The following is a 15153-nucleotide window of genomic DNA, read 5'->3' as shown; positions in this document are numbered from 1 at the left end:
CAATACATGGTTAAGTAACTGCTAGTCTGAGTAAAAGAGATTTATGAATAGCAGTGAGCAAGCAAATAATTTTTTATAAATGCAAGGTAAAGAACCGGAGGAAGAAACCGGTTGAACTACTTATTGATGTAATAAAATGTCATTCTATATATTGATTTTTAACTGACTGTCACTCTTTTAATCTAATTCCCACTCTTTTTCATGATCATAAAAGAGAGTTCCGTCACTCACTGTAAGCGGTGATGGGTAATTATTATGGTAAAGCTGACCTGTTCCAAGGCCGTGAGGTTTATCTATGATATAATTTGCTGTAAACTGTGCGATGGCATTCAGTCCAATATTCGCTTCTAAAGCTGATGTCATCCACCAAGGAATACCCAACTGTTCAGCGTAGCTGATCCATTGCTTAGACGCTTCTAATCCACCAACCAATGCTGGTTTTAAAATAATATACTGAGGCTGTATGGTTTTTAATAACTCAAACTGAGCCTCTTTTTTAACACCAATCAATTCTTCATCCAAGGCTATTGGGATTGGTGTCTTCTCACAAAGTGCTTTCATCTCTTCCACTTGCCCTGCCCAAATTGGCTGTTCAATGGAATGTAAATCAAACTCAGATAAACGCTTTAATTTCTCTAAAGCCTCCTCTACTTTGAAGGCTCCATTTGCATCAACTCTCAAGGTAATTTTATCAGCTGAAAACTCCTTTCTTATGTAGGTTAGGAGGTCCAATTCATCTTGGAAATTTAGTGCTCCGACTTTAATCTTGATACAATCAAAACCCAACTGAAGTTTTTTATCAATTTGCTCTTTCATAAAAGCCTTGTCTCCCATCCAAACTAAACCGTTGATAGGAATTGGAGTACCTTCAATAAAACTATTTTGATAAATCACTTTATTTCCTCCATTCTGAAGATCTAGCAAAGCAGTCTCTAATCCAAAATAAATACTTGGGTATTTTTCTAGGTCTACAAATTCGCTGAGGTTTTCAAGCGTTACCAATGAAGTATTACATAAGTTTAAGACCGATTGCAAACGCTCTTCATAATCGTCAAAAGCATCAATACTTAATCCTTTCAGGATATTACACTCTCCCCACCCGATTACTTCAGGCTGTTCTTTATGAAAGACTTTCACCAAGAAACAATCCTTTGTAGCAATAGATCCTCTTGATGTTTTTGCAGGAAAATTAAATCTTAATTCCCTTTTGGTATATTCAAATCTCAACATTCTTAAAGAACATTATTAGGTTCACTCAATTGAAAATCATCACCCAAACGTAATGATGAAAGCTTATGGATTAATTCCGCATCAGAATACAATCCATCTCGGTAGTTTGAAACTTTGCCGATTAAACGGTCATTTTGGAAAATGATAGATTCTGCCATGTAGGCAATACGTCTAGTTTCAGGATTACGTCTTCTGATTTTATAAATAAAAGCATCACGACTTCCTACTAAGAGTTTTTCCACCTTACTATCATTGATATAAGTGGAATATCTCTTTTTGAAAATTCGATCGGTTACCGCTTGATCATTAAAGTTTTCAAATTGATAAACAATTGTTCCTTTTGCAGAATCATTAAAGAGGAAATCAGCATTCGTTTCTTTTACCTCTAAAAGAGCCGTTTTACCTCTCAAGCTTTTCTTGGTTTCAAAATTAAAAGCTACCAAACGTTCTGTTGAACCTACATTATCAGGTAATGCTCCTAAAATCCTTCCAATTGAATGATAATCTTCAATCGATTTATCATCACCGATTCTGGAAGCTAAGCTTTTTAAAAGGTTGATATCATTATTGGTGGATTGAAATAAAGCGATCAATAGACCTGATGCACTTTCCTGCACTAAGTAAGATTTAAGGCCTTTAGGGTCAATCGTAACGGCATACCCTTTCATTCCCCAGTTATTATTGCTTTCATGAAAATCCATTTTCTTTACGTTGTATTTTTTGGAATTCATGATTTTCTCCGCAATCATTTTAGAGACATCCTCACCCAAGTTATTTTTCTCATGAAGCTTGATAATGTGTACGACCACTTCTTCTTTGTATACAGGATCAAAATAACGTGCTTCTGCAATTTCCTCCACATTTTTACTGAACATTCTTACCGAAAGGCCACGAGGAAAATCAAAGGAAATATTCTTGCTTATTTTGTTTTGTCTGTGGCTAATATCTTTATAGTAATGTAAAGATTTTACATCTGTAAGAATATGATTTGATGAAAAAGGCAACTGCGAGATCAAATCCAAGCTAGGCCATGTAACAGGATAATTTTCCAAATCATCATCATCATCAACAGGGTACAGCTGTTTAGAGATTTTATTATAATTCTGAATTTCAAGGCCTGTTAACCTTAAGTCATCTTCTATCGTCATTTTCAAGGACAGAACATCTTCTAACGATCTTTCTGCTCCTGCCATAATATGGTACCACTTTCCGTTCTCTCCACTAACATGTGAGATCATATACGGTTTAATGCCAAGATCTTCAATTCTCTCAAAGGCTCTTTCAGCGTCGTCATATTCTCTGAAGGAAGAGATTTTGATAGAGAAGGGTTTTTCCTCATCAAATTGCTCTACACTACAGCTGAAAAAAATAAAACTGCATGCTAGTAGAATTAAAAAATTTGTAAACCTAAATATCATCTGCTTGTAAATTATCTAATAGAATATATACACGTTATGTAAATTTATCATTTTTCACGGAATTTATTGTACCTCTGCGAGATTATCTTTTTTCAACTCTACCTTAACAATCTGATCTCCATACTCTAAGGCTTTCATCACATTTATGCCATTTTTAATTTCAGCAAAAATTGTATATCTGCCATCCAAATGATGCGTAGCCATTTCTGTCATAAAAAACTGACATGATTCGGTGTCTTTACCTGCTGATGCAATACCCAACGAACCTACTTTGTACTTTAAAAATGTAAATTCTGATGGAATGGTAGTTTCCAACCCACCAAAACCGTCTCCTCTTGGATCACCGCCTTGAACAACAAAATTTGGAACAACACGATGGAAATAAAGACTATCATAAAATTTCTTTTCAATCAAATCTACAAACATGGCTACTGTGGCCGGTGCTTCTTCCACTTTCAATTGAATAGTAATTTCACCTTTAGAGGTTGTAATAACTGCTTCCTGATCTTGTCTGATATTTTGAATAGCATTCCAGTTAACACCAACATTATTTTTTGGAATACTTGATGCTTTGTATTCATAACCCTGAATTTTGGCAATCGTTTTTTCTAGCTCAATATATCCTTCCACTTGTAATGGAAGCTGTAAACTCTTTTTCACACTATCGATGAGAGCTACAGGAGGAAAAGAAGCACTGAGCTTATCTACATTTTGTTGCATAAATAAACTTATAGCATACAGCTGTCCGACATCTTTTGTTCTTAAAGCATCCGTCAGAACTTCCTTCAGTTGAGCTGACTCTGCTTTTTTGAGATGCTTTTTCCCTTCATAATTACCCATAAGTAATTCGATAGCCTTCGTCTGCAAAGGTTTTTCTTTAGCATTCACCCAAGTCTCATATACCAGTTTCTCTCCTAAAGAAGATTCGCTCATGGCATCTAACAATAGGCACCTTTCATATACTGAATTACTATTTTCGAAAAGTCCTTTGGTATACTCAAAAATATTTTTCTGCTTATTTCTCTCATTCAACACCGCTTTAAGTGTCAAAGCCCTTGTGTTTTTATTTTCAATATTAGGTATCATTTTATATACCTCAGCAGAATTTTTCCATCCTAATTTCCCATACAACACCTTTGCTGCACATGATGATACTCGTGCATTTTCATGTTTTAAAAAAGGAATTGTTTCTTCCACTACTCCATTATATTTCACTTTTTTAGTGGCAAGAATTGCATTGACTAAAACAGTTGGATCTTTTTCATGTTGTAAAATTTTCTTTAAAGCGGTCGCACTTCCGTTTCCTTTAGAGAATACACCAATAGCTTGCGTAAAATTAGCCCTTACCAAAGCGGAAGAATCTCTTCTTGCCTGATTGAAAATATTAGAATTGAAAGTCTCCACCATTTGTTTAGAGTCCATTCTTGTAAAAAATGCACTGCACCACTCTCTGGTTTCAACATCTTTTGTAGAAGTAAAAATTCGCATCACCTGCTCTGCCGCATCATAAGACTGAATTCCTTTTCTTGTCAAGGCTCTATACAAGCCCTTCACGATTCCCCTCTTTACCTGATCATCGTTGGTATTGAAGTGGGACATCACTATCACCGCTCTTTCATCGGCACATTCCCCCAGTGTTTCAAAGAGAATTTCCAGTCCTCTACTCTTATCTTGATAGTTGATAATCAAATCAATCAGCAAATCATTTAACCTTGGATCTCCGATTTGTCCAATTGCAAAATCAGCCGCTAATTTCACTTCCAAAGGATATTCACCTAAAATAATCTCTTTGCAAGACTCCAGTGCTAAAGTATCCTGAACAGAGCCTAATGCTGTTAGAATTTCTATTTTATATGAATTATCTGCTTGAGGAAGTAATTTTATCAATTCACCGGCATTTCTTTGATCTCTCAAATCATAAATTGCCCTAATTTGCTTATCTTCAAACTTATTATCAAAGTGAATTATTTTTTCTTCCTGAAGGTTCTCATTTTGTGTACAACTTAAAATTGTAAGATTAAATACAATTAAGTGAAAAAGTAATATTGGCTTTGTCATATACGTTGAATCAATTTATTACTATAAAATTAACCAAAATAAAGTTTGATATCAAAATAAGATTTACATGAGAGCAGTAGATATCATCATTAAAAAAAGAGATGGAATTCTCTTATCTGATCAAGAACTACAGGATTTTCTATCTAACTATTTGGAAGGGAAAGTAACTGATTACCAAATGTCCGCATTCTTGATGGCGGTGTATTTGAATGGCCTTTCTGAGGGAGAACTTAAAACCCTAACCAAAACTATGAGAGACTCTGGTCAACTTATAGATTTAGAGGGTGTTACAAAATTCCTTATCGACAAACACAGTACAGGTGGTGTTGGAGATAAAACTTCTATTGCATTAGCTCCTCTTTTAGCTACTTTCGGCATTGGTACTGCAAAAATGTCTGGTAAAGGTTTGGGACACACAGGAGGTACGTTGGATAAATTTGATTCTATCCCTGGTTTTACCTTTCCTGACTCCGAAGAAGCGATGGTAAAGACGATTGAACACACAGGTGTCGGTATTATGGGACAAACTGATAACATTGTGCCTTTGGATAAAAAACTGTATGCATTGCGTGATGTAACTGGTACTGTGAGCAGTTTTCCTTTGATCGCTTCTAGTATTATGAGTAAAAAATTAGCAGTGAGAAGTGACGGTATTATCCTTGATGTGAAAGTCGGTGACGGTGCTTTTATGAAAACGCTTGAGGACGCTCAAAAATTAGCTAATATTATGAAAAATATTGGCGAAATGTTTGGCAGAACTGTGAAAGTGGTACTTAGTGGCATGGAACAACCTCTGGGAAATGCTGTTGGAAATGGCCTTGAAATCTATGAAGCCGTTCAATCTCTAAAAGGTGAAGGGCCAAAAGATTTTGAAGTATTAATCACTACTATTACAGGTATTGCATTAGTTCAAAAAGGTGATGTAAAGACAGTAGAAGAAGGAATTGCACTTGCTGAAGCTAAATTGAAAACAGGCGAGGCAGTCAATGTATTAAGAGATTTTGTGGCTGACTGCGGTGGCGATGCTTCTTATATTGAAAATCCAGAAAAATTCCTTTCAGCTCCTCATCAATTGGAATTAAAAGCGAAAGAGACAGGATGTATTTCTGAACTTATGGCTGAGAAAGTAGGTATTGCCGCTATGATGTTAGGAGCAGGAAGGGAAACCAAAGAAGACAAAATTGATCATGCTGTAGGCATTGTTTTAAATAAGAAAATTGGTGATCAAGTCTTCGAAGGAGATACTCTAGCTACACTTTATTATAGAGAAGAGAATCAAAAACTATCTGAGGCTAATGAGTTGCTGGAAAGCGCTTATAAGTTCTCTTCAGAATCAATTCAAAAGCCTAATATCATTCTTGATATTCAATAAGTAGTTATACAATTAAAATTTTCGATTTTAATTGTATAACTACTTAATTTTGACTTTTGAATACATCTTATTGGATTATATTAATTAAGATTCTTAATAAGTATAAAACAATCAGAATTATAAATTCAACTACCATAAATAATAGAACCATATTATTAACTTGCGAAGTTTGGGTACTAGAACAAAAATGATTTTATAGAATTTACTGTTTACTACTGTCCTAGTACTTGAATTGCATATAAACACTAAAAAAAATCCTATGAGTATTGCAAAATATATTGATCATACATTGCTAGCGGCAAACGCTACTAATGCCCAAATTGTTCAACTTTGTAAAGAAGCAAAGGAACATAACTTTTTCTCTGTTTGTGTTAATTCTGGTTATGTACCGTTAGCTAAAAAAGAAACTGAGGGTTCTGATGTGGCGGTATGTTCTGTTGTCGGTTTTCCATTAGGTCAAATGGATACTGCATCTAAAATTTTTGAAACAAAAACAGCCATCGAAAACGGTGCTGACGAAATAGATATGGTCATCAACGTTGGTAGAATGTTGGACGGTGATCATGAGTATGTTCAAAATGAAATTAGCGAATTAAAGAAAGTAGTTGGTGATAGAGTTCTTAAAGTAATCATTGAGACTTGTTACTTATCAAAAGAGCAAATTGCTGAAGCTTCTAAACTTTCTATCAATGCTAACGCTGACTTCGTGAAAACTTCTACTGGTTTTGGAACAGGTGGAGCAACTTACGAAGACATTCAAATCATGAAAGACGCTGTAGCTGGTAAAGCTCAATTGAAAGCTTCTGGTGGTGTTCGTGATTATGAAACTGCTCAAAAATATATCGACATGGGTGTAACTCGTTTGGGTACATCTAGCGGAATTAAAATTATCTCAGGTGGTACTGCCGACGAAGGCAGCTACTAGAAAATAACTACTATTACTATGGTAAAAAGAGTTGCCTTAATCGTTTTAGATAGTGTAGGTATTGGTTTCAGTGCCGATGCCGACGAATACGGTGATAGAGGAGCAAACACGTTAGGTCACATTGCTGACAGTGCTGGTTTGGATATTCCAAATATGCATGAAATGGGACTTGGTAACATTGCTCCTTTGTATGGTCTTCCTCCAATGGGAACAACTTCTGCTGCTTATGGAAAAGCCAAGGAAGTTTCTCATGGAAAAGATACCACTACAGGTCACTGGGAAATTGCAGGACAGATTTTAACAGAGCCTTTCCCTACTTATCCCAATGGTTTCCCTGCTGATATCATGGAAGCATTTGAAAAAGCAACGGGTAAAGGGACTATCGGAAATAAAGTGGCTTCAGGAACTGCCATCATCAATGAATTGGGTGATGAGCATGTAGCTACAGGAAAACTGATTATTTATACATCAGCAGATTCTGTATTCCAAATTGCCGCACATGAAGAGGTTGTTCCTTTGGAAGACCTTTATAAATACTGTGAGATTGCTCGTGAGCAATTGGGCGTAGGACGTGTTATTGCTAGACCTTTTGTAGGAAGCAATGGAGATTACCAACGTACTTCAAACCGTCATGATTATTCTTTGGAGCCTGCTGATAACATGCTTACAAGAATTAAAGCGGCCGGAAAAGACAGTATTGGTGTAGGTAAAATCTTTGATATCTATGCAGGTAAAGGTTTTACAGAACACACTTACACAAAAAGTAATGCAGAAGGAATTGATAAAACAATCGAGTTCCTTAAGCAAGACAATGAAGGTTTAATCTTCACTAACCTTGTGGATTTTGATATGCTTTTCGGGCACAGAAGAGATCTGATTGGCTATAGAGACGCCTTGGAATACTTTGATCAGCGATTACCTGAAATCACTGCAGCAATGAATGATAACGACTTATTGATCATCACTGCAGATCATGGTAACGATCCTATTTTCAAAGGAACAGATCATACGAGAGAACATATTCCAATTCTTATCTATGGTAAAAAAGTAAAACCTGTCAATATTGGTTTCCGCTCTACTTTCGCAGATATCGGAACTACAATTGAGGATGTTTTACTAGGAGAAACTACAGCAAACGGTAGTTTCGCTTCAATGATTTTATAATCGAAAAAATTAGAAAAAAATGAGTATTCATATTGGTGCAAAACCCGGAGATATAGCAGAAGTAGTTTTAATGCCTGGCGATCCGCTTCGTGCAAAATTCATCGCTGAAAACTACTTAGAAAACCCTGTTCAATACAACAACGTTCGTGGAATGTTGGGTTACACAGGTACTTACAAAGGTCATAAGATTTCAGTTCAAGGTTCAGGTATGGGTATCCCTTCTATCGGTATCTACGCTCACGAATTAGTGACTGAATTTGGTGTTAGAAAATTAATCCGTGTAGGTAGCTGTGGTTCAATGCAACCGCACATCAAGCCAAGAGATTTAGTATTTGCGATGTCTGCCTCTACTGATTCTTCTTTCAACCAAAACCGTTTCGGTGGTAAAGACTACTCTCCTGCCGCTGACTTTGATATGATTGCAAAAGCCAATCAAATCGCAAAAGAAAAAGGCATCACTCCATTCAACGGAAACGTTTTATCATCAGACACTTTCTATGGTGATGATGCTGATGAGTGGAAAAAATGGGCTAAATACGGTGTTTTAGCTGTTGAAATGGAAACAACTGCACTTTACACTATCGCCGCTCAATTCAACGCTCATGCTTTAACTATCCTTACTGTAAGTGATAGCTTAGTGACAGGTGAAGAATTAAGTTCTGAAGATCGCCAAAATACATTCACAGATATGATGGAGATCGCTTTAGAAACTGCAATTGATGGTTTATAAGAAGCGTTTTTTATAAAACTAAAAAGAGGTAAAAGTTGAATGGCTTTTACCTCTTTTTTTTATTTTGAACTTCAATATTAGAAAGTTGAATTCATCATATACATTTGATTCATCATACTTTGATTCTTCAGGCGTGTCCGTTCTTTATTCATCATTTGATGATTGAATAATAAGTAATCGTCATGACCTTTATCCATATGCACCTGTCGATAAGTCTTACTTCTGTTCAATTGACAAGCTTCAAATATTAATGTAAAATGATATTCGGTCTTCAGTCTCTTTATACCATCTTCTGATATGGCTGGCAATTTCATTTTCAATAATAAAGACAAATTATTTTCAAATACCTCATCAAAATCCTCATTGACATTCCCTTTATATTTAACGTCTTCCAATTTTCCTTTTTCTGAGACTGAAAAGGTTAAATAAAGTGATCCTGAAATCTGCTTAAGTAATGATTCTTCTAGCCCTTCGAAAGAAAATTTTTTCTTTAAAGCTTTCTTTAATTTTTCTTTAGCAGTATTGCTTTCCAATTCATTAAACTTAGATGAAAACAGATAGGTAACATCTTCATTACTTGAGCTTCTTATTACTTGTTTAAAGGTTTTCCCCATAAACGAAAAAGTATAATTCGCATCGGACTGAGGGTCTTTGAAACTGATAGTATTATTGACCAACTTCTCTTCCGTTCCATCTTCTCTATAAAAAGTCTGAAAATATACTTTTTTATCACCTTCCTCATCATCTTTATTTTCCTCTTTTGTGATAGTGTATGAATAAAATTCTTGATGAGAATTTGGATAATAAACCTTCACATCTATCAGTTTGTTTTCCTTTGAAAAAGTTGACTCATAAAAAAGATGACCTTTTTGATACAACTTTAATTGACCTGTTTTTACACCGAAAAGAGTTGCATTTCTTTCATAAGTCACGTCTGCAACTTTATCTCCATGATCATAATAAGATATGGAATAAGTTGTACTCGTAAGATCTGTCACCTTTCCGATATAAGCTGTTTCATGATCTACCCTTAGCCATGATTTATTGAAATAAAGTTTTTCACCAGATAACTTAGAATCTGTGATTTTTCTTAATTCTAAATAATTGAAGAATTCATCAATGGTTGAAACTTCACTCAAAACATTTAAATTATCATTATCTGTTCTGAAGTATTTCTTTGTATCATTTTTTAGATATTCTCTTTCAAATGTCTTTTCTGAAATTTTCTTCCAATCCTTTTCACCTTTCTGCAGAACTAGCAAATCTGGATTTTTTTTAGAGACTGTCTCTGCTATTATTGTTCCATCGGAATTGATGAATTTTATTTTGGCAAGTACCTTTTTAGAAAGCTTCTTTTGGTCCTCGATATATCCATGAATACTTATAACAGAATCAGTATCACTCACAAAATACTTTACCTTATTCGGTTTTAGTTGTGATGGATATTTCTTCAAATTATTTGAATACATCAATACTTCATTGTATTTGTAATAGATGTTTTCTTTTGTATTATCAAGGTAAACTACTTTTCCTATTCTGAAATCGTTACAGGTTTTACTTTTTATAACATCTTTAAATTCATTCTCACTGAAGCTAGAAGCATTTAATATTTTTTCTCTGCTGTTTACATTCTCCAAGTCTATTTCTTCCCAATCTTTTGTTGGTGTCTTCACATAAATTTTTTGAATAACATGCCCATTTTGAGCTACTTGATGATACTCTGCAAACTCCAATGAATCGTATTTTATGATATGATTCACAATCTTTTTATCCACCACAATAAATGAATCTAGAGCAACATTGATATGTTTTATCTCTTTACTGGAAAAAATTGAAAACTCTACACTAGGTTTATCTCTGTAATGTACTTCTTTCTTTCCAATCATTAAATGGCCTTCGTAACGTTTCCCTTCTAATGAAGTAATACTTCCTCTTATATATTCACTTGGTATACCCTTAAGATATTTCTTTGGTTTGGGCAAATTCAATGTATTAGAATGGATAGGTTTAAATGGGTTAGAGTACCCGTCAAGCGGAAAGCCTTGATCATCTACACCGTAACCAACTTCAACTTGAGCAAATGATGAAATTATATTGCCTAAAAAAATGACAACAGTGAAAAGTAAAAAATTACGCATAAAGTCTACAAATAACAATAGTTTACGAATGGTAGTGATACTAAAAAACACACTACCTTGCTGATGTAAATATAAGTTATTTAATAGCTAACGAGTAATAATAATTTCAACAAAAATGAGGTGCTTATTTTAATATCTGTGTACTATCCTGTGTTTTAGCACTCACAATAGCTCTCATCTGCTCCTCCAAAGAAACATTTCTATTCCCTTCTTTCTCCGGAATATGTGACATTGCATACTCGCTTAAAGAAGTAATCGTCAAACTTGGGTTCACTCCCAAATTACAAGGAATAATAGAGCCATCAAGAACATAGAGATTGGGGTAATTGTGTACCTCAAATTTTTCATTGACTACTCCTTCTTCCGCATCTTTTCCCATATTACAACCACCTAATATATGAGCAGTCATGGGGGTGTTTAATAGAATTTCAGAACCTGCATTTAATGGTATACCGCTTACCTTTTCCGCATAACGATGCATCACTTTTTGTCCAACATCAATATAGGCAGGAACGGCAAAACTGTTTTTGGGGTCAAATTTTAGTTTTCCTCCAAACAGCCCTTTCGACCATTTCAAGGTCATACTTTCTTCCAAAGACTGCATCACAAGTAAAATCAAAGAGCTTCGTCCCCATTTTCTGATCTTAAAAGTACTTTTCAAAAACTGAATGGGTTTTGTGGCAATATTACCGATCAACTTCGCAAACCTTACACCTGTTCTGGCAGGGCCTGTTGCTAAAGCGGACATACGGCCCATTGCACCTGAATCCGTATTGTATTTCACTACTTCGATATGTGTGTTCTCATCAGGATTAAAGTAAGAACTAATGGCGATACTGTTATTCAGTTTTCTATCCGCATTGGAAATACCACAAAGCATCTCTGAGTTTGTTCTTATATTAAAACCTAATCGATTAGAGATCTTTTTGAGTTTGCCGGTTTCGTATTTTTCTTTCAAAAGTAATTTCATAGTACCAATCACCCCCGCACTTACCACAACTCCTTTTGCTTTGAGCGTCCTTTTGTTTTTTGTAAAAATGGACGTACTATTTTCAACGCTTACGAAATACTCTTCATTGATTTTCTCAATACCCGTTACTTTTGTTTCTGGAAGTATTTCAGCTCCAAATTTCTCTGCAAAGAATAAATAATTTTTCTCTAATGTGTTTTTAGAATTGAATTGACAGCCCAGCATACAACCGGCACATTTCTGACAAGCATCACGCTTTGGCCCCAACCCTTTAAAATATGGATCTACTCCATTTTCTCCTTCATAATATACCCCAACATTCACTCCTCCAAATGAAGCTTCTTGCCCCATATCTTGGGCGATTTCTTTCAAAATAAAATCTTCTTCATGCAGGTCCTTAAAAGGAATAGTCCCCAACATAAATTTTGCTTTATCATAAAAGGGTTTCAATGTTGCTTTCCAATCCTTATCCAAATGACTCCACGCTTTATTTTGAAAAAAGTGATCTTGAGGATACATATGGGTGTTACCATAAACATTGCTTCCTCCACCAACACCAACTCCTCCAAGAATAAAAACTTCTTTAAAGAAAGTAAGGCTTTGAGGTCCAAAACACTTTAGAATTGGTGCCCACAAAAAACGTCTGATATTCCAATCAGTTTTGGGTAACTTCTTTACTTCAAGCCTCTTCCCTTTTTCAATCACTAATACACTATATCCCTTCTCTGCCAAACGCATGGCTGAGACACTTCCCCCGAAGCCGGAACCTATTACTATATAATCATATATTTTATTTTCCATAGTGTTTTATTGGTACTTTTATGTGTTTGGTCTCTTAGAATAATTCAAAGTAACTATCTGATAAACTGTTTGTTTTCTACTTTGTTTATTCAATTTTACAGTCAGAATTGGATTTTAATCATTAATGACTGAATAATTCTTCATTTGAATTATTGAATATATTTAATTTTGTTCACTTATAGAAATCCGACTTTATAAAAATCTATCTTTCAAAGTTTTTTTTATTTTTGTGATATGGATCTAACACTAAACGACTTTTTTCTATATATCTCCATCCCTTTTATTAGTGGCTTTGTAGGTTGGTTTACAAACTGGGCGGCAATCAAAATGATGTTCTACCCCATTAAGTTTATGGGAGTCAAACCTTTTGGGTGGCAAGGTATTATCCCTGCCAAATCCACCAAAATTGCTTCTAAATCAGTGGATCTATTGACCGCAAAATTGATTAAAATTGAGGAACAGTTTGCAATGCTGGATCCTGATGTGGTAAACATTGAAATGAAAGATTCAATTAATGCGGTTTCAAAGAAAACGGTTGATTTGGTGATGCAGTCAGAGATTCCTTATATATGGGAAAAAGTACCTGATGTGATCAAAGGAAAAATCTATGAAAATATTGAACAAAGAATTCCTAAAGCTACTGAAAATGTGCTTATTGATATGGGAGCCAACATCAGAGAGATGCTTGATCTCAAAAAACTAACATTGGACACGGTTGCTTCTCGCCCTGCTTTGTTGAATACCATTTTTATGAAGTGTGGTAAAGATGAATTCAAGTTTATTGAAAGATCAGGCCTTTACTTCGGATTTCTATTTGGTTTGGTACAGATGGTTGTGGCTTACTTTTATAACCCTTGGTGGCTACTCCCTTGTTTTGGACTTCTAGTTGGTTATGCTACAAACTGGCTTGCACTTAAATTAATTTTTGAACCCAAAGAGCCTATTTATTTTCTAGGCATGCGATTCCAAGGACTTTTCCTAAAAAGACAAGTCACTGTGGCTGAAGAATATGCTACATTGATCACTTCTGAAATCTTAACCACCGAAAGACTGTTCAGGTATGCACTTCAAAATACAGGTAAGAAAATTCTTTCTGACATTTTCAAAAACAGAATCGGACAAGTGGTAGATGAAGCTTATGAAGAAGTGCATGAGTTTGTTTCCAAATTTGCTGATAAAGAGATCACTGACAAACACCTTAACATCATTAAAAACATCGCTCATTTTACTTTTATGGCAGAATTTCATATTTGCCTGAGAGATGCATTCCCCTATGCAGACCGTGTTTTTGACCTTAAAAACAATATTCAGAAAAAAATTGAAGAACTTCCTTATGATGATTTTGAAGGACTTTTACGCCCTGCCTTTCAGGAAGATGAATGGATTCTGATTGTTGTTGGTGCCCTTTTGGGTGGTTGTGCTGGAATTTCTCAATATATCCTCCTTTTTCAGTAATTCTTTGAAAATCATTACATTATATTCATTAATTACAATTATTATATAGAGATATTGTAAAATATGGTTATAATTGTGCATTATAAATAGGTTATGATGATATACTTACGAACATTATTCGTTATAAATGCACTGCTTTCCATCTCGTTAAATCTAAATGCCCAATGTATCACAGGTGACTGTGAAAATGGAGATGGAAAAATGATTTACAAAAATCAAGATACTTACGAAGGTCATTGGACCAATGGCTATCCTAACGGTAAAGGAACTTTTACTTTTGCCAAAAATGTATATAACGGTGAGTTTCTACAAGGCAATTTTGACGGAAAAGGAAAACTAACTTGGGCTGACGGAACAATTTATTTTGGCGACTTCCAATCCAATGCTTTACATGGTGAAGGTGTGATGTTATGGGCTAATGGCAACCGCTATGAAGGTCATTTTCATCAAGATGCTATTCTAGGTAAAGGACAATTTGACTATACCAACGGTGACCACTATCAAGGTGAGTTTAACGATGGTAAAGCAGAAGGAAACGGTGTTTATACCTATAAGAATGGAGATATCTACACTGGAGAATTCAAAAAAGGTAAGAAAAGAGGATTAGGTACCATACACTATGTCAATGGTGATGTATTTAATGGCTCCTTCAAAAAAGACCTTCGAAATGGAAAGGGTATACTGACTACTGCTGATACGGTGGTTGTTGGGTATTGGGTCAATGGAGAATTGAATAAAGTTTTTGAAAAGAAGAAAATCAAAACATCACAAAGTACAGGTGAGGCATTGTAATTCCTCTACAATCAAAAAAAGACAGGTGGTGGATACACCGTTCGCCGTTGTGCCACCCATTTCACTCATATTGTGCCAAAAATTCACACGCCATTGTGCC

General features: G+C 35.1%; 11 protein-coding genes. 6 read left to right on the top strand and 5 right to left on the bottom strand.

All coding sequences use genetic code 11. The annotated features are described in order from the left end of the window. Window positions 1–177 precede the first annotated feature (177 nt). The 3 genes from HHU12_RS17640 to HHU12_RS35050 form a co-directional block, all read right to left on the bottom strand. Window positions 178–1230, bottom strand: a complete 1053-nt coding sequence (locus HHU12_RS17640) for an o-succinylbenzoate synthase (protein WP_169658060.1) — start codon at window positions 1228–1230, stop codon at window positions 178–180. A 2-nt stretch (window positions 1231–1232) separates the two neighbouring features. Further along, window positions 1233–2648 carry an SPOR domain-containing protein gene (locus HHU12_RS17635; protein ID WP_169658059.1) on the bottom strand — a complete coding sequence of 472 codons (1416 nt, stop codon included), beginning with the start codon at window positions 2646–2648 and terminating at the stop codon, window positions 1233–1235. A gap of 63 nt (window positions 2649–2711) precedes the next feature. Continuing rightward, entirely contained in the window at window positions 2712–4706 is a 1995-nt protein-coding gene (locus HHU12_RS35050) for a peptidylprolyl isomerase (protein ID WP_205959917.1), read from the bottom strand. A gap of 67 nt (window positions 4707–4773) precedes the next feature. Here HHU12_RS35050 and HHU12_RS17625 point away from each other — a divergent pair, with 67 nt between their 5' ends. The 4 genes from HHU12_RS17625 to deoD all read left to right on the top strand — a co-directional run bounded on the left by HHU12_RS17625 (window position 4774) and on the right by deoD (window position 8897). Continuing rightward, complete coding sequence (locus tag HHU12_RS17625) at window positions 4774–6078, top strand: thymidine phosphorylase (protein WP_169658058.1); 1305 nt, start codon at window positions 4774–4776, stop codon at window positions 6076–6078. A gap of 259 nt (window positions 6079–6337) precedes the next feature. Next, the gene (gene deoC, locus HHU12_RS17620; RefSeq protein ID WP_169658057.1) at window positions 6338–7003 is read left to right on the top strand and encodes a deoxyribose-phosphate aldolase; all 666 of its coding nucleotides are present in this window, start codon (window positions 6338–6340) and stop codon (window positions 7001–7003) included. An 18-nt stretch (window positions 7004–7021) separates the two neighbouring features. Then, on the top strand, window positions 7022–8167 hold the full coding sequence (locus HHU12_RS17615) for a phosphopentomutase (protein WP_169658056.1): 1146 nt from the start codon (window positions 7022–7024) through the stop codon (window positions 8165–8167). A gap of 19 nt (window positions 8168–8186) precedes the next feature. Beyond that, window positions 8187–8897 (top strand): purine-nucleoside phosphorylase, encoded by a 711-nt coding sequence (deoD, locus tag HHU12_RS17610; RefSeq protein ID WP_169658055.1) that lies wholly within the window; start codon window positions 8187–8189, stop codon window positions 8895–8897. Window positions 8898–8974: 77 nt separating this feature from the next. On the opposite strand, the gene HHU12_RS17605 is transcribed toward deoD, so the two are convergent. After that, window positions 8975–11035 carry a hypothetical protein gene (locus HHU12_RS17605; RefSeq protein WP_169658054.1) on the bottom strand — a complete coding sequence of 687 codons (2061 nt, stop codon included), beginning with the start codon at window positions 11033–11035 and terminating at the stop codon, window positions 8975–8977. A gap of 124 nt (window positions 11036–11159) precedes the next feature. Then, complete coding sequence (locus HHU12_RS17600) at window positions 11160–12806, bottom strand: GMC oxidoreductase (RefSeq protein ID WP_169658053.1); 1647 nt, start codon at window positions 12804–12806, stop codon at window positions 11160–11162. Between the two features lie 234 nt (window positions 12807–13040). On the opposite strand from HHU12_RS17600, the gene HHU12_RS17595 reads away from it, so the two are divergent. Then, window positions 13041–14261 (top strand): DUF445 domain-containing protein, encoded by a 1221-nt coding sequence (locus HHU12_RS17595; RefSeq protein ID WP_169658052.1) that lies wholly within the window; start codon window positions 13041–13043, stop codon window positions 14259–14261. Between the two features lie 93 nt (window positions 14262–14354). Continuing rightward, complete coding sequence (locus HHU12_RS17590; protein WP_169658051.1) at window positions 14355–15053, top strand: MORN repeat-containing protein; 699 nt, start codon at window positions 14355–14357, stop codon at window positions 15051–15053. Window positions 15054–15153 lie beyond the last annotated feature (100 nt).

Origin of the sequence: Flammeovirga aprica JL-4, assembly GCF_012844305.1 — a bacterium.
GTDB classification, from domain to species: Bacteria; Bacteroidota; Bacteroidia; order Cytophagales; family Flammeovirgaceae; genus Flammeovirga; species Flammeovirga aprica.
The sequence above is the reverse complement of the archived record's forward strand: the minus strand, read 5'-3'. Positions and strand labels throughout refer to the sequence as shown.